This window comes from Paenibacillus azoreducens (assembly GCF_021654775.1).
GTDB classification, from domain to species: Bacteria; Bacillota; Bacilli; order Paenibacillales; family Paenibacillaceae; genus Paenibacillus_AQ; species Paenibacillus_AQ azoreducens.
The window spans coordinates 4,390,003-4,411,290 of sequence record NZ_AP025343.1; the positions used below are offsets into that span (position 1 = coordinate 4,390,003).

General features: G+C 49.0%; 18 protein-coding genes and 1 riboswitch. Of the genes, 6 read left to right on the forward strand and 12 right to left on the reverse strand.

Annotation, left to right across the window (positions count from 1 at the left end; all coding sequences use genetic code 11):
• Window positions 1–168: 168 nt before the first annotated feature.
• Together L6442_RS19315 and L6442_RS19320 are read right to left on the reverse strand one after the other, a co-directional pair.
• Window positions 169–1,155, reverse strand: coding sequence for a sensor histidine kinase (locus L6442_RS19315; protein WP_212976690.1), 987 nt, complete (start codon window positions 1,153–1,155; stop codon window positions 169–171).
• The gene (locus tag L6442_RS19320) at window positions 1,152–1,859 is read right to left on the reverse strand and encodes a response regulator transcription factor (protein ID WP_212976691.1); all 708 of its coding nucleotides are present in this window, start codon (window positions 1,857–1,859) and stop codon (window positions 1,152–1,154) included. The genes L6442_RS19315 and L6442_RS19320 overlap by 4 nt, the downstream gene beginning before the upstream one ends.
• Before the next feature lie 150 nt (window positions 1,860–2,009).
• On the opposite strand from L6442_RS19320, the gene L6442_RS19325 reads away from it, so the two are divergent.
• Window positions 2,010–2,543 (forward strand): hypothetical protein, encoded by a 534-nt coding sequence (locus L6442_RS19325; RefSeq protein WP_194231283.1) that lies wholly within the window; start codon window positions 2,010–2,012, stop codon window positions 2,541–2,543.
• 38 nt (window positions 2,544–2,581) lie between these two features.
• Window positions 2,582–3,160, forward strand: coding sequence for a hypothetical protein (locus L6442_RS19330; RefSeq protein WP_212976692.1), 579 nt, complete (start codon window positions 2,582–2,584; stop codon window positions 3,158–3,160).
• Between the two features lie 16 nt (window positions 3,161–3,176).
• Here the strand turns inward: L6442_RS19330 and L6442_RS19335 are convergent, their stop codons facing one another.
• A complete protein-coding gene (locus tag L6442_RS19335) occupies window positions 3,177–4,082 on the reverse strand; it encodes a LysR family transcriptional regulator (RefSeq protein WP_212976693.1) in 906 nt (301 codons plus the stop codon).
• A gap of 153 nt (window positions 4,083–4,235) precedes the next feature.
• On the opposite strand from L6442_RS19335, the gene L6442_RS19340 reads away from it, so the two are divergent.
• Window positions 4,236–5,138: a DMT family transporter gene (locus L6442_RS19340; RefSeq protein ID WP_212976694.1), complete on the forward strand. Its 903-nt coding sequence runs from the start codon at window positions 4,236–4,238 to the stop codon at window positions 5,136–5,138.
• A 71-nt stretch (window positions 5,139–5,209) separates the two neighbouring features.
• Here the strand turns inward: L6442_RS19340 and nagZ are convergent, their stop codons facing one another.
• Window positions 5,210–6,526, reverse strand: coding sequence for a beta-N-acetylhexosaminidase (nagZ, locus tag L6442_RS19345; protein WP_237099990.1), 1,317 nt, complete (start codon window positions 6,524–6,526; stop codon window positions 5,210–5,212).
• 125 nt (window positions 6,527–6,651) lie between these two features.
• Complete coding sequence (locus tag L6442_RS19350) at window positions 6,652–7,983, reverse strand: voltage-gated chloride channel family protein (protein ID WP_212976695.1); 1,332 nt, start codon at window positions 7,981–7,983, stop codon at window positions 6,652–6,654.
• A 61-nt stretch (window positions 7,984–8,044) separates the two neighbouring features.
• Window positions 8,045–8,104, reverse strand: a riboswitch (Fluoride riboswitch).
• A gap of 137 nt (window positions 8,105–8,241) precedes the next feature.
• Between L6442_RS19350 and L6442_RS19355 the strand changes: the two genes are divergently transcribed.
• The 3 genes from L6442_RS19355 (at window position 8,242) to L6442_RS19365 (ending at window position 10,266) form a co-directional block, all read left to right on the forward strand.
• Window positions 8,242–8,664, forward strand: a complete 423-nt coding sequence (locus L6442_RS19355) for a MarR family winged helix-turn-helix transcriptional regulator (RefSeq protein WP_212976696.1) — start codon at window positions 8,242–8,244, stop codon at window positions 8,662–8,664.
• Window positions 8,665–8,751: 87 nt separating this feature from the next.
• Entirely contained in the window at window positions 8,752–9,567 is an 816-nt protein-coding gene (locus tag L6442_RS19360; protein WP_212976697.1) for an alpha/beta fold hydrolase, read from the forward strand.
• A 183-nt stretch (window positions 9,568–9,750) separates the two neighbouring features.
• The gene (locus L6442_RS19365) at window positions 9,751–10,266 is read left to right on the forward strand and encodes an acyl-CoA thioesterase (protein ID WP_212976698.1); all 516 of its coding nucleotides are present in this window, start codon (window positions 9,751–9,753) and stop codon (window positions 10,264–10,266) included.
• Window positions 10,267–10,631: 365 nt separating this feature from the next.
• Here the strand turns inward: L6442_RS19365 and L6442_RS19370 are convergent, their stop codons facing one another.
• The 7 genes from L6442_RS19370 to L6442_RS19400 all read right to left on the reverse strand — a co-directional run bounded on the left by L6442_RS19370 (window position 10,632) and on the right by L6442_RS19400 (window position 20,972).
• Window positions 10,632–13,022, reverse strand: coding sequence for a helix-turn-helix domain-containing protein (locus L6442_RS19370; RefSeq protein WP_237099991.1), 2,391 nt, complete (start codon window positions 13,020–13,022; stop codon window positions 10,632–10,634).
• A 92-nt stretch (window positions 13,023–13,114) separates the two neighbouring features.
• The gene (locus L6442_RS19375; RefSeq protein WP_212976699.1) at window positions 13,115–13,993 is read right to left on the reverse strand and encodes a carbohydrate ABC transporter permease; all 879 of its coding nucleotides are present in this window, start codon (window positions 13,991–13,993) and stop codon (window positions 13,115–13,117) included.
• A gap of 13 nt (window positions 13,994–14,006) precedes the next feature.
• Window positions 14,007–14,924: an ABC transporter permease gene (locus tag L6442_RS19380; protein WP_373871781.1), complete on the reverse strand. Its 918-nt coding sequence runs from the start codon at window positions 14,922–14,924 to the stop codon at window positions 14,007–14,009.
• A 146-nt stretch (window positions 14,925–15,070) separates the two neighbouring features.
• Complete coding sequence (locus tag L6442_RS19385; protein WP_212976700.1) at window positions 15,071–16,696, reverse strand: extracellular solute-binding protein; 1,626 nt, start codon at window positions 16,694–16,696, stop codon at window positions 15,071–15,073.
• Between the two features lie 249 nt (window positions 16,697–16,945).
• On the reverse strand, window positions 16,946–18,727 hold the full coding sequence (locus tag L6442_RS19390) for an alpha-L-fucosidase (protein ID WP_212976701.1): 1,782 nt from the start codon (window positions 18,725–18,727) through the stop codon (window positions 16,946–16,948).
• Window positions 18,728–18,742: 15 nt separating this feature from the next.
• Window positions 18,743–19,930 (reverse strand): glycoside hydrolase family 88 protein, encoded by a 1,188-nt coding sequence (locus L6442_RS19395; protein WP_212976702.1) that lies wholly within the window; start codon window positions 19,928–19,930, stop codon window positions 18,743–18,745.
• 241 nt (window positions 19,931–20,171) lie between these two features.
• Window positions 20,172–20,972 (reverse strand): sulfite exporter TauE/SafE family protein, encoded by an 801-nt coding sequence (locus L6442_RS19400; RefSeq protein WP_212976703.1) that lies wholly within the window; start codon window positions 20,970–20,972, stop codon window positions 20,172–20,174.
• Window positions 20,973–21,288 lie beyond the last annotated feature (316 nt).

Sequence of the window (21,288 nt, forward strand, 5' to 3'; positions counted from 1 at the left end):
CCCCACAAAGAGTATCGGAAAGAAGTAAGGGCGCCTCTCAAAGAGGGGCGCTTTTGCGGAGCAAAAGTACTGAGTGGGGCCTGCGCTTTGATGCTTATTCCTATTACTTTCCGGGGACTTAAATAGAGCGCTATTCGTTATCGAGAGCGCCCTTTTGATCCATATACTTCACTTTTCAAACGTAAACCGAACCGTCGTCCCCTCGCCGGGTTCCGACTCCAACTCGATTTGGTGATCCAGCTTCAAGCATACTTCCCGTACCAGAAACAATCCCATGCCTGTCGATTCGTGATATTGTCTCCCTTGGTTGCCTGTAAAATAAGGCTCGAATACCCGGCCCAAATCCTCTTTGGCAATCCCGATTCCTTCATCCCTGATCTCCAAAACCGTATGCGGTCCCTGCCCATAAGCTATGAAAACAACTTTTCCCCCTTCCTCAATCGAATAATTCACCGCGTTGACGATCACCTGACCAAGAATAAAAGCCAGCCATTTGGCATCGCTTATGATGCTTAGATCGGCAGGAACCCTGATTTCCGGGTAAATCCCCTTGCGGATAAACCACTGACGATTTACCGCAACGGCCTGCTCCACCGCATCCCGCAGCGGAATGCTTTCCACCTTGAAATCCTGTTCAAACTTGTCCAGTCTGGAGGTATATAGTGCCATCTCCAGCCCTTTTCTCAGTCTGTCGATTTCCTCCTGCATTCCATCCGCCGCCTCATCTTCAATGTCCAAATCCTGCAGCGTGAGCTGAAGAACGGAAACCGGAGTTTTCATTTGGTGAACCCAACGGTTGATGAAGGCGGTATGATTATCCAGCTTCTGCCGCGTATCATACAGTTCATTTTTGTACATTTGGAATTGATGGCGGAGCAGATCGGTTACGGCGGCGGCCATCGGCGTTTCTCCCAGGTCGCCCAGCGCTTGGTCCATTTCGGCCAGCGATGATTCAAGCCTCGCATACAATTTTCTTTGACTGTAGTAACGGAAGGCCAGATATAACAGCAGTACGGCAAAGCTCAGTAAAGCGCCGTAAACGACGGTAAACGCGGCATGATCCGGGACCGCAAGCCAATACCACAAGCCGATCAGCATCATCTGTCCCGCGTAAAATAGCAGCAGCGGCAGCTGCTCACGTATGAACAGTCTCATTTTTCAGCATATCCTTCCAGCTTCAGCTTGTAGCCCGCACCGCGAACAGTTTCCACCGGCTCGGCTAATCCTAGCTCGCTCAGCTTCTTTCGGATTCTTGTAATGTATACGTTCAAGGTATTATCATCGATAAAATGCTTGTCCTCCCACATTAAATCCAGCAGGCGCCCACGGCTGACAATGCGGTCGGTCTTTTTCATGAGCGCTTCAACCAGCACCGATTCTTTTTGCGTGAGTTCAACCGTTTCGCCGCGGTAGGTCAATATAAACCGTTCCGGATACAACACCAGCCCCGATGTTTCCACGGTTCGTTCTTCCGTTCTGGCGGAATAGGAACCGTATGCCCTCCGCAGATGACTGCGGATCTTGGCGACGACCACATCGTAATAAAAAGGTTTCGTGATGTAGTCGTCGGCTCCGTTCTCCAGCGCCATCACCTGGTCCATCTCGCTTTCTCTGGCCGATATAAACAGAACTGGACAGGTGGACAGCGACCGGATTTGCCTGCACCAATAAAATCCGTCAAACATCGGCAAGTTCACGTCCAGCAAAACCAAATGCGGCCCTATCTCTTTGAACTCATCCAAAACATGGGCAAAGTCCGCCACCCTGAAAGCCGTATAACCATATTTCTCAATATGCGTTTTTAATAGAGAAGCAATTTTGGCATCGTCCTCAATAATCAGTATTTTCACTTGATCCACGGTCTTACCTCCATTCTCGCCCCATTCGCGGATTGTGAATCTCTTTTATATCAAATCAGCCAACCGATTCATATCATATACAAAAGTTCTTCGCACGCGCAAAACATGCTTCCGCGATGTGCGGATGATGCGGAAGAAGGGGATGACAACATGGTCAATTTCAAGATCTTCAACAAATCCAGCCTGCCTCTGTACACGCAAAACGTCAATACGTACACATCGCCCGGCATCGGTTCGCTCCCAAGTTCCAGTGCCGCGTCGGCCGGGGCTTCTTTTACCTTGACATCAGGCAGCGTCACCGTTCCGATTTCGCAAAACCTTCTGCTTCAAATCAGCAACCCTGCTGGAAGCGGTAAAACGGTCTACGCTTCCAGTATCTCCGGAGGGTCTACGGCTGCGGCCACAGTGAATGTGTATTCCGGCGGCACGATTACTGGAGGGACGACACCTACGCCTCAAAATAATCTGTTTGGAAGCACGATCACCTCCATCGTAACGACACATCAAAACAACGGAACCCTCGGCGGCAGCCCGGTGCTTTACATCAACGTTCCCGTTACGGCCGGACTGTACTCGATTAGTTTGAACGGTTCGCTCGTCGTCCCCCCTGGCCAAACATTGACGATCACTCTTGGAACAGGCGCGCTGACGGGCTCGATCAATCTTTCCTGGTGGGAAGCTTAAGAGCTGCAGCTAATGGCGAACAATAAGGAGGAAAATACATGCCTAATCATTTCGTCTTTGACAAATCCAGCCGGCCTGTCTACACAAATCTTACCAATACGTATAAATCGCCCGGAACGGTTGCGCTTCCGGAGACCGGTGCGGGAGCAGCCGGCAATCTTTATGCAGCAAGCGCCACAAACTCGGCGACGCTTGCTCTAGGCGGTACTGTTGCGATCACCCTGCAAGTCGCAAATCCAGCCGGCAGCGGTAAAACGCTTTACGTCTCCAGAATTGCGGGCGGGGTTACCGTGGCGCTTAACCTGCTTTCATCCTTTACCGGCACGCTGACGCTCACGAAAGGAGGAACGTTAACTTCCCCGACGACACTTACTCCCGTTAACAGTAATTTTGCGAGCACCAATACAAGCGTTATGACTGTCCATTCCTCAACTTCCGCGCCGAATGGAGGCACTGCCTTCTTTAGCATTCCTCTGCAAGCCGGTCCTTTCCTTTATGATGAAGCCGGAGGCTATGTCGTACCGCCGGGACAGACGATTACAATGTCAGTCAGCGGCTCCCTATCCGTAACCGGAGTCGTCGGCACAACCGCCGATCTGGTCTGGTGGGAAGCCTGAACCGAAGGGCTGGGCTTTACGTCGATCCGGATCCCGTTTGCTGTGACGGCTGCCAGCCTGTCAGCCACTCTTTGGCGCAGCGGATCAGCTGTTTCGTTGCCGGGGCGCTGCTTTTGGCCGTGTTCAAGGCAATGCCGAGCGACCGGAAGCTTCGGTCTTCCAGCTCAAGCGCGACAATAGGGCTTGTTCTTGCCTGCAAAATCATTTCCGGTAAAATGCTGATACCCAGCCCGTTCTCTACCATGGCGATGATGGCGTAATCGTCCGACGCCTGAAAGGGGACAGGCGGTTTGATCCTGCCTTTGCGCAATACGCGCCGGACATCATAGTCGCTCCCTTCCTTCGGCATGATAAAAGGAATGTCGGCGATTTGGCTGTAGCGCACATAAGGCTGCGAGGCCAGCGGATGACCGGGAGGCACCACGCATAACATCCGGTCGCGGTGCAGCGGGATAATATGAAAGGAATCCATGGTCGGAAGGGACACGAACCCCAGATCGATTTCTCCATTAAGCAGCCATTCCTCGATTTCGTGATAGTCCCCTTCATACAGCTTAATTTCAATGTTCGGGTGTTGGCTTAAAAATTGCCTGATGATTCCCGGCAGCCACTGCATCGATATGCTCGTAAAGGTGCCGATCCGGATCGTACCGATCTCAATTCCGTTAATCAAGGAGACCTCTTGCTTCAATTGCTCTTGAACAAGAAGCATGTCCCGGATATATTTCAAGACGCGCTGCCCATTGTCCGTAAGCTTAACGCCGGACCGGCTTCGGCTGAGCAAAGAAAACCCAAACTCCGACTCCAGGCTGCGAATCGCGTGGCTGACGCCGGACTGCGTTAAACCAAGCACTTCTGCGGCTTTGGTTAAGCTGCCCAGCTCAACCACCCGCTGCAGTATCTCATATTTGATCAAACTCATGTCTTGTTTCCATCCCTTGAAATTCCTTTTTTCTTTTTACATGAATTTTTCTCATGTTAACAATGATAAACATTCAATTTTCTTATCTTAGAATACCATTTATACTGATTCAGGCACAATCTTGATTATAGAAAAAAGGCTGGGACACTTTTGATGAAACAACACAAAGCGGATTTAATCATTCTTTTGGTCACCTTGTTTTGGGGAACTTCGTATTTATTTATGAAAATCGGTCTGGATACGCTGCAACCTTTCAATTTGATCCTGCTTCGGTTCGGCGTGGCTTTTATAGCGGCAGGCTGTTTATTTTATAAAAGGATACTGCATGCGAGCCGTAAAACCATCCATTACTCTTTGCTGCTGGGAAGCCTTCTGTTTGGGCATTTTGCCTGCATCACAGTCGGCCTTCGCAGCACCTCGACTTCAAACGCAGGATTTCTCATGAGCTTGACGGTTATTTTCGTGCCTATATTAACTGCCTTGTTCATGAAGAACAAACCCGGGAAACGGATCATCGCCGGTATCGCAGTGGCCGTTGTCGGCATTGGGCTGCTTACATTAAAACCGCATACCGCCTTACAGTCCGGGGATGTCTGGTGCATCCTTGCCGCCTTGCTGTTTGCCATACATATCATCATCACGGGGCACGCCGCAAAGAAAACCGACTCGATCGGTTCGGGCATTCTTCAGCTTGGCTTTACCGCATTCTTCGGGCTTATCTTCTCCCTGCTGTTCGAGAAACCCGAACTGCCTGCTACGACTTCCGGCTGGATGTCGGTACTGGCCCTAGGCGTGTTTTGCAGCGCGGTCGGCTTCGTTTTGCAGGCTATTGCCCAAAAATATACGTCGCCAACCCATACCGGACTTATCTTCGCACTGGAACCCGTTGTCGCGACCGTATGCGGAATTGCTTTCATGGAAGAAACGATCACGCTGCAGGGATATATCGGCGCAGTCCTTGTCCTTCTTGGCGTTGCATTTTCCGAGATCGATTTCCGCAAGTTATGGCCTGGACGAAAACGGCAAACGCTGCTTCATATCCATGACGTCAAATAGATGTTAAACCGTCAAAAAGCCCCGCTTATATATTTACATAAGCGAGGCTTTTTGGCATATGAGCAATTCTTTTACTTCCGCAAACCGTATTTCTTCAACAGCGCCTTCAAGTCGTCGTTTATGCTTTTCACGTCGGGGCCTGCGGCGGGCCCGTCCGAAATATCATACTTCTGCTTCAGCTTCAGGATGGCATATACCCGGTTGTTCAGCATATCCTCCGATATCCTGCCGCCCTCGACCGCCTTTTTTAATGCGTTAATGGCCGTCTTTTCCTTTTCGTAATCATGGCCGACCAGAATCATGTTCCCTCCGGCCAAAATCGCGTTGACTGAAGCTTTACCGATATCATAGTTTTTTTCGATGGCTCCCATCGTCATATCGTCCGAAATTACGACGCCCTGGAACCCGAACTCGCCCCGGAGCAGATCCGTAATCAGTTTTTTGGAGAAAGAAGCCGGGTGATCGGGATCGATCCGGGGCATCAGCAGATGTGCGATCATAACGACATCGGCCTGATGTTCCACCGCTGCCTTGAACGGAACAAGCTCCAGCTGCCGGAGCCGTGCCAGATCATGATTCACGACGGGCAAACCGATATGGGAGTCGACCGAAGTATTCCCGTGCCCGGGAAAATGTTTGACCACCGGAACCACTTTCTGTTCTCTGATGCCTTCCATCGCGGCGATCCCGAGGCGGCTGACCAACTCCGCTTTATTGCCGAAAGAGCGGTCGCCGATGACCGGATTTTTCGGGTTGCTGTTCACATCGAGCACAGGCGCAAAATCCATGTTCAAGCCAAACCCCGCAAGCTCGCGGCCAAGGATATTTCCGATTCCTTTTGCCAGCTCTGTGCTGTTTTTCGAGCCGATCGCCCGGCTGGACGGCACTTTCACGAATTCATTCGGCATACGGGAAACGCGCCCGCCCTCTTCATCGACGCTCATCCAGAGCGGGATGGGGTTCGATTTATTATCCTTCTTGAGATCATTAAACAGCTTCAATGCCTGCTGCGTGCTTTCGATGTTGTTTTTATAGAAAATAAAACCGCCGACATGGTATTTGCTTAAGAGTTCACGGGTCGCATCGCTGCTCGCCGTCCCATCCATCCCTACCAAAACCAACTGGCCGATCTTTTCTTCGGTACTCAACTTGTTCAGCTGCTCCAGCACCGGATCGCTCGGAACCTTGCCTGCATCCTCTGTTCCTTTATCGCCGCCTTCCGCCGGGGGGCTTGTCCCGCCGGAGTTAGAAGCGCCGCCCTGCCCTTGTTGAGATTTTGCGGCATCTGATCCCCGCTCTGCCGTCTGCTGTTTATCGGCTCCGGCTCCGCATCCGGCAAAAAGCATCACGGCTAACATTAAAGTGCTTAAACGCCATAACTGTTTCAAACTCCATCCCTCTTTCCGTCGGATTTGCGACCTTGCCTGTACAATTCATTTTATTATGATTTTATGAATAACTGATTATATTTAAACGCGAGAGCCCCCTGTTATGATCACCATCATTCTTCTGCCTACGACTCCTTACGGCCGCCTTTCTTTTTATTGTACTGCTTGACGCTTCCGAGCGTCGTTCCTAACGGAAAACGAAGATGCTGCGATTTCGGGACCCCGATTTGCTGTGAGGTGTAAATGCCCGTGTGACCCGAAGCCAGATAGCTGACGATGCAGGCGATAAACATATACACAGCGCCGCTTGATCCGAATAATTCGATCCCCATAATAAAGCAGGCAATCGGGGTGTTCGTCGCCCCGCAAAATACCGCGATAAAACCAAGCGCTGCCAAAAATGGCGCATAAAGCCCCAATATTCCTGACAAGGTGTGACCCAACGAAGCTCCGATCGCAAACAACGGAGTAACTTCCCCGCCTTGAAATCCGGCACCCAAGGTAAGCGAGGTGAAAACCAATTTCCACAAAAATGCCAGCGCGGGCACCGACTTATCGAAGGAATCTTGAATCAGCGGAATGCCTAAGCCCAAGTAAGCCCGGCTTCCTACAGCATATACCAAAGCGATGATGACGATACCGCCAACCGCGCTTTTGATCATCGGATTTTTGAAGACGGAGCTGTACCATTTTTTAAGAAAATGCGTCAATTCGCTGAAAAGGAAGCTTGCAAAGCCGAACAAAACGGCAGCGGCAATCACCTTAAGCAGAACCGGTAACGATATTGCCGGTACATTACCCATGTGATAATGAATATGGGAGACGCCCCAAAACGAACTTGTGACAAGATTTCCGACGAAGCTGGCGATAAAAGCGGGAACTAAAGCTTCATGGGAAATCAGTCCGATGGCGAGCACCTCAACTCCGAAAACCGTTCCTGCGAGCGGCGTTCCGAAAATCGAGCCGAACCCGGCGCTGATGCCGCAGATCAATAAGATTTTCCGGTCAACGCTATTCACTTTCAACAACCGTCCAAACGTTTCCGCCAAACTGCCTCCCATTTGCACCGCGGTTCCTTCACGCCCCGCCGAGCCGCCGAACAAATGCGTGACTAAAGTGCCGAATAAAACCAGCGGGGTCATTCGCAGCGGGATGACTTCGCCGCCATCATGGATCTGCTCTAAAATCAGATTATTCCCTTTTGAACTGTTTTTCCCGAATTTCAAATACAAGTAGCTGACTAAAGCTCCCCCAAGCGGCAATCCAAACAGGAGCCATGGATGATGATTGCGAAGTCCGGTGACATACTCCAAACTGACCAGAAAAAACGCCGACAACGTACCTGCCAATACGCCGACACAGCCGCCCAGGACAATCCACTTCAGAAACGTAACCAAAATAGCCGCCGGTGTTGACGTTTCCGCAAAACGATAAAGTTTAGTTCTAATCCACCCCATATGTTCTCTCTCCAGTTCCCTAATTTCCAAAAAAACAGACTCCTACCAGTAAAGAAAAGTTCTACTGGTAGGAGTCATTAGCCTTACGGCGGTTATGGCGAACTCCATCGCCTATACAAGTTATTCCCATCATAATGAATTCTTTAACCGGAGTCAATATCAATTCCCCGAGCGTTAACTATCACGTTTCTTATTGTAAAATTCCCGTTTTTCAGGCAAACTTGATATCGTGACATTAATGATAAGTAGGATGAACTGATGATAAAAAATAATGCGGCTACCATGTTTAGTAAAATAAGAAACGCCATCAACGACATGATTGTGTCTGAACTGGAGAAACACGGAGTGACAGGGATTGTCTCATCACATGGAGACATTCTGTGGTCCCTTTATCAGCACGACGCACTCCCAATTAAGACGTTAGCGGATAAGATCCACCGAACGCAGCCGACGGTTACCGTACTAGTGAATAAGCTGGACTCGCTGGGATATATTCGCAAAATGAAAAGTCATGAGGACAATAGGATTACGCTTGTATCCTTAACCGAAAAAGGAAAGCAGCTAGAACCTGTATTTCATGAGGTTTCCAACCGGCTGAATGAGGCCGTTTATGGGGGACTGACGGACAGCGAGCAGATGCAATTGGAATCAATGCTGGAGAAGATCTTTTCCCGGCTTTGATTTTTTCGACTAATACATAGACATCTATGTAAATTTCGAGTACGATAATTACATAGATGTCTATGGAATTATCGAGGAGGGGTGATTATGAAGTGCGAATTGGATTCGGTGACGGTTCATTATGAGGTATTCGGATCAGGACAGCCCATTTTGATGCTGCATGGTTTTTCATGTGATCATAGATTAATGACAGGATGTATGGAACCTATATTTACTCATCGTCCGCATTGGAAACGGGTATATATGGATTTACCCGGAATGGGCAGGACAAATGGAATAGATGATATCCTTAGTTCGAATGAAATGCTTGAGATCGTCGACGCTTTTGTAGAAAAGGTATTTCAGCAAGAACCCTTTTTGTTGGCCGGGGAATCCTACGGAGGATATTTATCAAGAGGCTTGTTAAAAAAACGTTTCAAACAGGTTCAGGGACTGTTGCTAATTTGTCCGACAGCCGGGCAAGCCAGACATGATGCGCCGGAATTTACGATCATTGCCCAAGACAAAAATTTTATTGAACGGCTACAGAACAGAGACAAGGAGAAATTCACAAGTATGCATGTCGTTCAGGATCATTACAACTGGAACCGCTTTGAACGGGAAATCCTTTCAGGCATAAGAGCAGCGGATACAACCTTTTTGGATCGGATCAGTCTTCGGTATGATCTTTCTCCGGAACTTGAGGTATTAGATACTCCTTACGATAGACCGGTCCTTATTATGGCCGGACGACAGGACCACGTGGTCGGATACCGGAACCAATGGAATTTTGCATGCGAGTACCCTAGAGCCAGCTTTGTGATGCTGGACCGAGCGGGTCATAATCTTCAAATTGAACAGAGCCGGATATTTAGCGTTTCCGTTGAGGAATGGCTTGATCGGGTCACTGAAAGCCAAGGTTAAAAAGACCAAAATGCTTATTCTTTTAAGAAAGAAGACTTCGTTTTCGGGGCCTTCTTTCTTTGGATTCATTGTTTATCCTGCTTGTATAAATCTTCGATATTACTTAGATGTGATTCATCCAATACATAAAGTGATTTTAGTTTATAATAAGGAATGAAATGGTAAATGATGGAGGTTTTATAGATGACGGATAAATATTGCAAAGAATCAAGAACCGTATTTTCAAATTATGTCCTTCCGCCGGACACCAATAATCATGGAACGCTTTTCGGCGGCAAACTCGTGGCGTATATCGATGACGTGGCCGCAAGGGCGGCCATGAAGCACTCCCGGCGCACCTGTGTAACAGCCTCCATGGATTCCATCGATTTTATTGCCCCGGTCAAAGCAAATGATGAAGTCGTTCTGGAAGCATTCGTAACTTGGACTCACCACACATCGATGGAGGTATTCGTCAAAGTTATCGACGAGAATCTACTCACTGGTGAACGTGAAGTTTGCGTGACGGCTTTTCTGACATTCGTGGCTTTGGACGATCTGGACCGTCCTACGCCCGTTCCGGGAGTCATTCCGGAGAGCCCCGAAGAAATCGAACTCAACCAATCGGCTTCAAAACGTGCCGAGACGAGAAGACTTCGGCGAACGGAAAGCAAACGCATCGCCGCCAGATTCGGCGTCGGGTTCCCTTGGGAACGATAAAACCCCGCCGTTTTTGCAATCCAACTTTTGTGTTCACACACTTAACGGACACCACGGACGCTATTTCGCAAAAAACAATGATTTTCACATTCTAACGGTCACCACAGCACTTAATGGCTGTAAACTATCGCCAAAAGGGACATTTTTAGCTAGTTAACGGCCGCTGTGTCCGTTAAAAAGCAAAACGCATGAATTTGAGCTCAATAGCGGCAACTGTGTCCGTTAGCGATCCTCTCACCGGCGAAAGATGAATTCAGGATAATCGGGGTGGGCAGCGATTGGAGGAATACTTCGTCCCACTCCTTTATAACAGACAAAGGGACCACCCTGGGTCAAGCGGCTTTGGGGCGGTCCCTTGCAGGTCGTTATCCGGCATCATCTGAAGCATAAGACAGCATGTTCTCGCGGTATCTGCCCGGCGTCACTCCTTCAAGTTTTTTAAAGGCGCGAATAAACACGACATCGCTTGTATACCCGACAAGCTGCGCAATTTGGGCATTCGTAAGATCCTTCTCGCACATATGCCGTTTGGCAAGTTCAATTCTTTTTCTGACGATATAATCGCTCAAATTCATGCCGCTTTGTTTCTTATAAAAAGTCGATACATATTGGGGCGTCATCTCAAAACGATCGGCCATCATCCCGAGTCCCATATTCGGGTCCGTGACATTTTCCTCCAAAAATTGCTCCATCTCCTGCAGAAGCTGAACGCTATGATCGGTTCGATCCGTGACAAGCGATTCCGTCAGCAATGCATACAGCTTTTTGATTCTTTGATGCATGCCTTCCGCAGTTTCATACGAAAAAATATCCTTCACGGGATCAATATCCCGCCCCAAAATATCATGCTGGTTTATCCCGGTCGCGTTTATGATCTTGAGGAATGTGCTGGTGATGTTAAAGAACAGGCATCTGCCGAATTCCGGCGTGATGCTGCCCGACTCAAAATTCATCATATAAATCGTGTCCAGCAGTTTCAGCACATTTTCCGTATCCCCGCTGCGGACGAAATTGATGAGCTGCACCTCGATATCGATCGGATAATAGTAGTGCGAGTGGACGTTCTTAATGTCCTGAAAATAAATGATGGTCCCTCCGCCTTTAACGATGCGATATTCAAGCGCCGCCGTCGCTTCCGCGTAACTTTCGCCAATGCTTTTTGCCCCGGCATGAGGCAGGCCGACAGCCACGGTAATATCGATTTTGAAACGCTGCTCGATCAGGTTTTTCAGCGACTCGGCCATCTCTTTGATCACCTGGTCCGCTTCCTCCGGCTGTTCCGCCGAAAAGTTGCTCAGCAGAGCCACCCGGTCACGATCCAGCTCAACAGCAAAAGATTTATGCGGCTCCTGTATGATATCCATTCCGATGTTGGAGACGATAAATCTGGCGAGCGCCCACTTCTCCTCGCTTTGCTCCTCATTAAACCTTAAAATGCTGTCAAGTTGAACAACGATCACCGCAAAGTAATCGCTTACAAATGAAATATCCATAAATTTCAGCGCTTGCCCGCCCTTCTCCGAAGTATCCACGTCCATTTGCCCCCGGATCAGGCGCGAAAGATAATTGGAACGAATGACGGGAGTTTGCCGGGCTAGCATGCTGCGCAATGTTTTTTCTTCATGAAGTGAACCTTCAATGGTTTGCAAAATAAAGTCGTATTCGTTTACCGAAGGTTTGCTGCTCCAATCTTTCCCCCTAAGAATGGCGTTCACCGCTCTTCGCAGCGGGCTGTAATTTCGGTATGTAAAAGTAAAAGCGGCCGACAAACCAATGGCAAGACATAAGGAAAACAAAATGATCGTCCAGTTTTTAATCAAAATCACTTGCTGCATAAATACGCTTCTTGGCGTGACCAACACGTATTTCCAGCCTTCCTTTTGGGAAGGGGTATACGAAATGACCTTCGGGTCCCCGTTCAAGGTTTGGTTGAACAAACCTCCATTCCCGCCGATCCGTGACAAAAGCTGCGAGGGAAGCGTGTCCTTATCCGACGCCATGATGGTTCTTCCATCGCCGTCAACGATATAAATCGAACTGTCGCTTGCGGATTCAATCTGGGCAAACATCTCTTTGATTTGGCTTTCATCGATCAAAATGACAAAACTGCCGGTAATGTCCCTCCGGTCTCGTCCGGGCAGGGATTGCGTAAACGTAATCACGTTCAACGGCGTTTTTTCGATGCTTTGCATGGGATCATATTCCGCGCGCCGCAGCAGTGTAGCGGAGGGCAGGTACGCCATCGTATGAAAAGAGGTGAGCATCCCTTCCCGCCACTGCTCGTAAGACATGCCCCGGTAGCTATAATACATATCGTAAAATTTGCGTGAGTCTGTTAGAAGACCGGACTTAAGTACCAGGTCGCTATTGCGGAAATACACGTAATAATCCAATACAAAATTGGTGATATTGCCCGGCCGGGACATCGTGTCCCGCATAAATTCAACAAATTTATAACGGTCCGGGCTGTTTTGGTCCTCATTCAGCTTTAATAAATATTCAAGCTTTGGATCAAAAATAATTTGCTGGGCAAGTTTTTCCACTTCGTTCAGTTTGCTGTCCAAAGACAGCTTGAGCTGCTCCAACATCGCTTGATTGGAACGGTTTGCCCCATTTTGCAGGCTTGCTTCAACTTTGGTATACAAGAAAGCCCCCATAGACAAAGGGATCAGCAGCAGAACCAGGTTGGAGATTAGCATCGTCATCCATACACTTCTCAAATTTTGAAATCCAAGCGGACGAAGCAGCCGTTTCAACAAGAATACCCCCTACCAATTTTATGCATTTAACGAATGAAAGCGCATCCATAACTTCATTATAATGCAATGGTCAGGGCTTAGTCACCATTTTATTCCTTGATGGCCCCGATCAATACCCCTTTGACGAAGTATTTTTGCAGGAATGGATACAAGCAAATGATCGGAAGCGTGGACACGATAATCGTAGCATATTTGATCGTTTCACCGATTGCGTATTTGTCGTCCGCAGCCACGCCCGTTGACATCGAATCCGTCGAATTGGCGATCAGAATTTCGCGCAAAACCAGCTGCAGCGGATACATGGTGCGGTCGCGCAAATAGACCAGCGCCGAAAAGTAAGAGTTCCAGTGGCCAACCGCGTACCATAAAATCATGACCGCAATTACCGGCATGGATAATGGGATAATGATGCGAAACAAAATCGTAAACTCGCCGGCACCATCGATTCTTGCCGATTCCTCCAGTGATACCGGAACCCCCTGAAAAGCGGTTCTCATAATGATCAGATTAAACGTCGAGATCGCACCCGGAATCAGCAGCGCCCACGGCGTGTTCATCATCCCCAGTTTGTTGATCAAAATATAATTCGGAATCAAACCGCCGCTGAATACCATAGTGAGTACGATCCCGAACATCATCACGTTTTTGAAATACAAGTTACGGCGGGAAAGTACATACGCCCCGAGTGCCGTCATAAACAGATTGATCGTCGTTCCGGCCGCAACGTAGAGAAGCGTGTTCCTGTAACCGCTCGTGATCATCGGATTTTCAAACACCGCTTTGTAAGCTTCCAGGTTGAATCCGAGCGGCCTCAGCAGCATGCCCCGATGCTGGATAAAACTTGATGCCTCGCTTAGGGAGGCAAACAGAACATACAAAAACGGGTACAACGTAACAAAGCAAAGCAGCAGCATCAATATGGTATTGATGACGTTGAATATTTTTTCACCTGTTGTTTGTGCGCCCATCGCTTTAGCCTCCTTACCACAATTTATTTTCGGACACGCGTTTGCTGATGGCATTCGCCGACACGATCAGAATCAGGCTGATGACGGAATTAAACAAACCGACCGCCGCCGTAAAGCTGTAGCTTGCCTCCAAAATACCTTTGCGGTACACATAGGTGGAAATAACGTCTGCCGTTTCATAGGTGAGCGGATTGTATAACAAAAGAACCTTTTCGCTGCCGACTGACAGCAGATTGCCCATGTTCAGAATAAACATGATCACGATCGTAGGCATGATGCCGGGAATCGTAATATGGAAAATTTGTTTCCAACGGTTGGCGCCATCGATTTTGGCCGCTTCATACAACGTCGGATCGATATTGGCTATCGCAGCCAAATAAATGATGGAGCCCCAGCCTACGCCCTGCCAAATACCGGAGGATACGAAAATAAATCGGAACCATCCGGCCTCTTTAAGGAAGTCGATCGGTTCAACCCCGAAAAAACCAATCAGTTGGTTGATCAAGCCGTCGCGGCTTAAGAAATCGAACAGCATGCCTGCCACAACCACGATCGAAATGAAATGCGGCAAATAAGATATCGTTTGAACCACGCGTTTGAACATCATTCTCCGGACTTCGTTCAGCAAAATAGCCAAAATGATCGCTGACGGGAATCCGAAAATCAGGTCATAGACATTGATCAGCACCGTATTCCGGATCAGTCTCCAGAAATAGATGCCGTTAAAAAAACTGTCGAAATGCTTAAAGCCGACCCATGGACTTCCCCAAATGCCGCCGGCCGGGCTGTAATCTTTAAATGCGATTTGCAGGCCGTACATCGGACCGTAATGAAAAATTATATAGTAGGCAATGACAGGCAGCGCCATCAGGTAAATGATCCAGTTCCGACGCAGATCCTTCCGTATGATTTGCCCTTTGGAAAGATCCATGCTGCTTTTCGCCGGCTTGTTCATCATCTTTTTATTCGATATCTGCCACATTCGTCTCCCTGCCTTTCCATGTCGTAATTCTCGATTTGTGAAAAGCCGGGAGATGAGCGTTCATCCCCCGGGCTTCAAAAACGCTGTCTTGATGATTAACGCTTATTGAACCGGTCAAGGGCTGCCTGTTGAATCTTGATTGCGTCTTCAATGCCCATAGCCTCGATTTTCTTCACGTATTTATCGAAGTTTTCAAGCGGCTCGGCGCCCATGATAAACTTCAGGAACATTTCATCGCGGTAAGTATTAATATCCGTCATGAGCGAGGCATATTGCGAGCTTTCATCTTTGGTTGGCGTCACGAGCGGCATTCTGCGTTCACCCGTCGGCTGGGACCAAACCTCCAGCGCTTCCCGCTGGTTCGGCAGAGCCAAATATTGCATTTGGAAATCGTCGCTCAGAACAAACGGCGCGCTCCATGTGGAACGGTTATGCTTGGCAAACGACTGCTGCAAACTGACTCCGCTTGGCGGATTCAGCACTTCCGGCAAAAAGACCGGCTTGCCGTTTTCCATTTTGTAGGCTTCGCCTTCCTTGCCGTAGTTGAACAGCAGATCTCCTTTTTCGCCATATGCATAGTCAAGCCATTTTACCGTTTCGATCGGGTTCGAATTGCTTGTCGAGATGGCAGCCCCTACGCCATTAGTGGCAAAATCCTTTTGTCCCCAAATCGCCTTATCTCCTTTTTTCAGCACCGGATACGGGGCAGCCACCAGATTGAAGTTCGGGTCTTTGTCTTTCATCAGATTGGCATATTTGCCGATCCCGCCGCCATTGTATGTCGGGGCCGCTCCCAGTTGGTTGCCCGTCATTTTGGCGTCGAACAGTTTATCGTTAGGTGCCGCAAAATCTTTATCAAGCAAACCTTCCTTATACCACTGGTTCAACGTGGTCAGGAACTCTTTATATTCCGGCTGGATCGGGCCGTATTTCACTTGATTGTCCATTTGGTAAAAGCCATAATTGATACCCCAGGCACCCAGGAAAGGAGCGCCGACACTCACGTCTTCCTTGGTGAGATAAAGCGGGATTTCATCAGCCTTGCCGTTGCCGTTCGGATCTTTTTCTTTAAAAGCCTTCAGCACTTCATGCCATTCATCAATCGTTGTCGGGACTTCCAGTCCAAGCTTATCCAACCAGTCTTTGCGGATCGAAGGTCCGTAGAATACCCGGACTTTTTCGCCGCCGCGGAAAAACGGAAACATATACAAGCTCCCGTCATCCGTCGTCACCTGCTTTTTCCAATCCGGATGCTCTTCCAGCAGCTTTTTCAAATTCGGGGCGTATTGGTCGATCAGATCATTTAATTTAATGATTTTATTGTCTTGAATTGCTTTCTCGGGTCCCCCCGGGTATCCAATCCATGAGGTTTCAATGACATCCGGCAGCTTTTCGGAAACCATCATCAGGTTAAACTGCTCTTGCGCTTGGGCCGAATCTGTCGGCGGATGCTGGAATTCCACTTTCACGCCGGTAATGTTCTCAAGTTCTTTGTACATCCCCATTTCGGCATAGGTTTTCATTTGTGCCGCTGCCGCGGAATGCATGCTAACCCAATAAGTGAGATTCGTCAGCTTTTGCGCCTCTCCCGCCTGTTTTTCCGACGCGGATGTTTCCCCTTTGGTTTCGCCATTCCCGGAACCGTTTCCGCATGCTGCAAGTGATAAAACCAAAGTAGCTGCTAATAACATGGTTCCTAATTTTTTGCCTTTCCCCTTCATGTAAGCGCCTCCTTTTTGATTGTTGCTAAATCGCCGGACTTTGGTTTTATTTCGATCAAGCCGGTATCCAAAGTATAGGAAACAGTCTGCTTCGCAAGAAACAGCGAACTTTTCATCAGCCTTGTATTTTCGTAAGATTTCGGGACTGACGATTTTTCGTTTTTCTATCTTTTTTTAAGATCGTTCATGTTCATTCAGGCGAAAAAGCCTGTCGTGACGCGGTTTTTCCGCACTTCCTTTCATCAGCCTTTAACTGCCGCCATAACCCCTCTCATCCTCTATACGCACAAGCCGAACGGCCCGAAGCTTAACCGGATCGGCATGCCAGATTTCCGTAAACCGGGGTGAGGGGTCCTTAATCTTGGATGAACCGATCACAAGCGTCTGCATCCCCGCTTCATTCCAGGTAACGCGTCCGATCCGGGACAAAACGGCGGTATACGGATGCTGGCAGGACGGTGAATGCTCATCCGCCGCGTCTTCCATCAAATCTTTGACGATATTTTGCCCGGCCGTTTCAACCAGGAGGGGTTCAGGATATAAATCGGACCATTGTTGATCATACCGTTTGAAGCTGACCAGCATCAATTCATACGTTCCCGGCTCAATCAGCTTAAAGGTCCATCCCGCGCTCCGCAGCGCCGGAAGCCCTTGTTCTTCGTCGGCTTCCCGGAGAATATGGATTGCGGCATGCGGCATATCCAGCTGAAAAATGCCGTCCGGCATTTGGGTCAGCATACGGTCGAAGTCATTTTCCGCTTCAAGTTCCAGCACAATGACCGATACATGCTGGTCCGTCGGCTGCGGCGGCAAATGAAGTGTTAATGTATGCAGGTCCAGGTTCCCGTCATAGCTCTGCAGGGCTGCAATACCCGCTTGGTTTGGGTCAGCCAATGGATAGGCGCGCAATATTTTATTCCGGATGCCGCACAGCCGCAAACCGTCCGCCGGCCATTTGGTGTTGTGGATATGAAGATACAACCTGCCCGGTTTGGCCGTGATCGCACCCCAATCCGGCTCGCAAGGGAAAGGGCTTCCCTCCGTGCCGTATATCGCTTCCGCATTGCGCCGGATCCACGCTCCCACTTCCCGCAGCCGTTCCACCGAAAGTTCCGGGATGGTCCCTTGCGGAGTCGGCCCGACATTCAGCAGCAGATTGCCGCCTTTTCCGATGACATTCACCAGCTTTTGGATTAATGCATCCGCCGTTTTCCAGATTTGATCCCGGGTTGTATACCCCCATGACTGGTTCAGCGTCATCGGCGTTTCCCAAGGCCTCGTATCTTCGCCGCTCATTCCAATTTCATTGTCGCCTTTGGACACGTAATCACCCATGCCCATATAATGCGAAACCCGGGAATTGATCAGGCAGTCCGGCTGGAGACTCCGCACATGCTGCACGATTGCCTTGCTGTCCTCTTCGGACAACCCCCCGGCCGTATCGAACCATAATAAACCGACCCGGCCGTATTCCGTCAAAAGCTCCTTCAATTGCGGTTTCGCTTTGCCTTCCCAGTATTCAGAGAAACGCTTTTCCTCCAGCTTGTAATCCCATGTATTGTTATGCTCTTTATGGACGGCATGCGGATGGTGCCAGTCGATCACATGTGAATAATAGAAACATAGGACCATGCCCGCTTCCCGGCACGCCTCGGCCAGCTCTTTCAGCGGATCGCGCCGGAAAGGCGTCCTGTCCACGATATTAAAAGGATCTGCTTTCGAGTGATACATCGCGAAGCCGTCATGATGTTTGGCCGTAATGACGATATACCGCATCCCCGCTTCCTTTGCCAGGGACACCCATGCTTTGGCATCAAATTCCGTCGGATTGAATTGCTGCGCCAGCTTTTCATATTCATGCACCGGTATTTTCTGTCCATACATGATCCACTCGCCTTGCGCCGGAATCGCATATAACCCCCAGTGGATGAACATGCCGAATCTGGACTCTGTCCACCATGCCGTGCGCCGATCTCTTACATTAGTCCCCGCAGCATGGGCTGCATTCGGTACACTGTTTGCTTCTTCCATCGCCCCTGCTCCCTCCTACCAGTATGGCTTCCAGTCTTTGGCGGCCCGGACGAGAGCTTCATACATGAAATAATCGCCCCAAATGCAGCATTCATCCACGCCGGTATTTCCCGGCTTACTGTACACCGCATGCAGTAAAATGCCGTTGGATTCCGGCGTATCGCATGTCATATAGTTATCGATCAGAGATTCCAAAATCAGCAGGGCCGCGTTTTCATATATCCGTTTATGAGGATCGGTCAGCGGCAGATGTTTGGCGGTTTCCAACAGGCCGCAAACCGCAATGGCAGCGGCGGAACTGTCCCTCTCTTCTTCGCCGTCCGTAAAAATCAAATCCCAATAGCTGACATAGTCCTGCGGCAGCCGGTTAAGGAAATAATTCGTAATTTTCTTCGTCAATTCAATCAACTCAAAATCATCCGTGTAACGGTAAGACAGCGGAAAACCGTATATTCCCCAAGCTTGTCCGCGCGACCAGCAGGAATCATCCGCGTATCCTTGGGCGGTGGAGCCATATTTCGGCTCACCCGTTTCGGTATCCATATAAAAGGTATGGAAGCTGGATGCATCCTCCCGAATTAAATATTGTGCGGCCATCCGGACATGGGAAGCTGCGGCATCATCGTATTTGCGGTCCCCGGACACTTCGCTCGCCCAATATAACAGCGGCAGATTCATCAAGCAGTCGATAATCATGCGGCCCTGCTGCCTCGGATCGCTTAAATTCCCCCAAGCCTGAATGATTCCCGCTTTATCCAAATAGCGGATGTAAAGAAGCTCGGCAGCTGCCAGGGCAAATTCTTTGGCCTCTTCGTTGCCGGTCAGTTTGTAAGCTGAAACGCATGACAACGTATAAAGAAAACCCAAATCATGCGTATCTGTGTAACGCCGTTCTTCCACCCGCTGCTTGTAGCTGCCCAGCTGCTGTTCGGCTGCGAGACGGTATTTCTCATCACCTGTCGTCTCATAGGCAAGCCACAACATCCCTGTCCAAAAGGCCGGCGTCCATTCCGTATTGCCCACCTGCCTGTAAACATTGTTTGTGCTGGCTTCGGAAGGAAACGTGCCTTTGAATGTTTCAAGATTACGGTCTATCTGCTTCAAAATAAAAGCCATCGCTTCTTCACAGCGTTTTTGGGTCAGCTGCGGTTCACGATTATACCTGCCGGCATCCTGAATACCTTCGTCTTTAACCTGCTTCATGTTTGCATTCCCCCCTGGTAATGGATTGGTCTTGCGTGATTGAATTGTACCCAGAGAAGGATCAAGACGACAATCGTTATCTTTTCGTATGGACTGCCGTTTTTACTTCACATGCCCATGGTTGAAAAAAAGTTTATACGGTTGAATAATCGTTGGTATCGGAAAATTCTGCTTTAGTCCTCATACGAAAATACCGCAAGGACGAGCACCTGATGCTTTAAGGTGTCTATCCTTACGGTATTTACGGCAGGATGATTCCCCACCAGATCTTGACAGCCGTGGCCGCAATCAAAACAGCAAGGGCGATCCGCAAGTAGTTCACATTCAAATGCCGGCTCACCCGCGTGCCTATAGGCGCACCCAAGATACTGCCGATCACCGTAAAAAGCGTCGGTAGAAAAGGTACGCCTCCGCCGATCAGTTTCCCGGTAACTCCGCCGATAGCCGAGATAAACACAATAGCCAGTGAAGATGCCACCGTAATACGGATGGGAATCTGCAGCAGCGTCAGCATGATCGGAATAAGGATAAAAGAACCGCCCGCTCCGACAATACCGGATACAACCCCAACCAAAAGCGCCGCAACTGACGCGACAACCGGATTAAAAGCTAAAGACTCCAAAGCCTCTTCTTCCCTGCTTCCCCGGTTGGGCACCATCATTAAAATAACAGCTATGACGGCCAATACACCGTATACGATATTAATCGTATCGCTATGAAGATATCTCGAACCGACGCTTCCTAACAGGCTGCCGATCAGAATGCTGATCCCCATATTGGCAACCAGCCCCTTATGGATGAGCATCTTTTCTTTGCTGCTCTGCTTTCTGTAAGCAAGAACACCGGCAAGCGAGGCAAAGAAAACCTGAAACATGCTGATCGAGGCAACTTCTTTGGCAGAAAAACCGCCCGCATGAAACAGCCCCGGAACATACAGCAGCAGCGGGTAGTTAATAATCGCTCCGCCGATTCCCAGCAAACCCGAGAGAAAAGAACCTATCAGGCCAATTAAAAACATGATGATATATCCGAATACATCCATTTAAGAAGCACCTCCTCTGCCAAGCTCATCAATTTGAAAAACAATTTTCGAAAAATTCTACACATGATCAATAAGAGGAGTTATAATATATACATAATACCCAGTAATTCAATAGGATTAGGATGGTGAGTGGGATTGCTAACCAAAATCAAACATTTGTTTCAGGACCGCTGCCCTAAATGTTCGGAACCTCTCATTGCCGAATCGGATCATCTCCGCTGCATCAAGAGCTGTCCGAATCAGCATTACACGGAGGAAACATACAGCCATCTTAACGTCAGAATCATTTATCCCAGTTAATTATTATAACTGCAAA

Coding starts and splice junctions, on each gene's coding strand:
- L6442_RS19375 (WP_212976699.1), bottom strand. CDS start 13,993: ATGGGCGCACAAACAACAGGTGAAAAAATATTCAACGTCATCAATACC.
- L6442_RS19355 (WP_212976696.1), top strand. CDS start 8,242: ATGATAAAAAATAATGCGGCTACCATGTTTAGTAAAATAAGAAACGCC.
- L6442_RS19360 (WP_212976697.1), top strand. CDS start 8,752: ATGAAGTGCGAATTGGATTCGGTGACGGTTCATTATGAGGTATTCGGA.
- L6442_RS19390 (WP_212976701.1), bottom strand. CDS start 18,727: ATGGAAGAAGCAAACAGTGTACCGAATGCAGCCCATGCTGCGGGGACT.
- L6442_RS19350 (WP_212976695.1), bottom strand. CDS start 7,983: ATGGGGTGGATTAGAACTAAACTTTATCGTTTTGCGGAAACGTCAACA.
- L6442_RS19330 (WP_212976692.1), top strand. CDS start 2,582: ATGCCTAATCATTTCGTCTTTGACAAATCCAGCCGGCCTGTCTACACA.
- L6442_RS19340 (WP_212976694.1), top strand. CDS start 4,236: ATGAAACAACACAAAGCGGATTTAATCATTCTTTTGGTCACCTTGTTT.
- L6442_RS19325 (WP_194231283.1), top strand. CDS start 2,010: ATGGTCAATTTCAAGATCTTCAACAAATCCAGCCTGCCTCTGTACACG.
- L6442_RS19365 (WP_212976698.1), top strand. CDS start 9,751: ATGACGGATAAATATTGCAAAGAATCAAGAACCGTATTTTCAAATTAT.
- L6442_RS19335 (WP_212976693.1), bottom strand. CDS start 4,082: ATGAGTTTGATCAAATATGAGATACTGCAGCGGGTGGTTGAGCTGGGC.
- L6442_RS19400 (WP_212976703.1), bottom strand. CDS start 20,972: ATGGATGTATTCGGATATATCATCATGTTTTTAATTGGCCTGATAGGT.
- L6442_RS19380 (WP_373871781.1), bottom strand. CDS start 14,924: ATGGATCTTTCCAAAGGGCAAATCATACGGAAGGATCTGCGTCGGAAC.
- L6442_RS19385 (WP_212976700.1), bottom strand. CDS start 16,696: ATGAAGGGGAAAGGCAAAAAATTAGGAACCATGTTATTAGCAGCTACT.
- L6442_RS19315 (WP_212976690.1), bottom strand. CDS start 1,155: ATGAGACTGTTCATACGTGAGCAGCTGCCGCTGCTGCTATTTTACGCG.
- L6442_RS19395 (WP_212976702.1), bottom strand. CDS start 19,930: ATGAAGCAGGTTAAAGACGAAGGTATTCAGGATGCCGGCAGGTATAAT.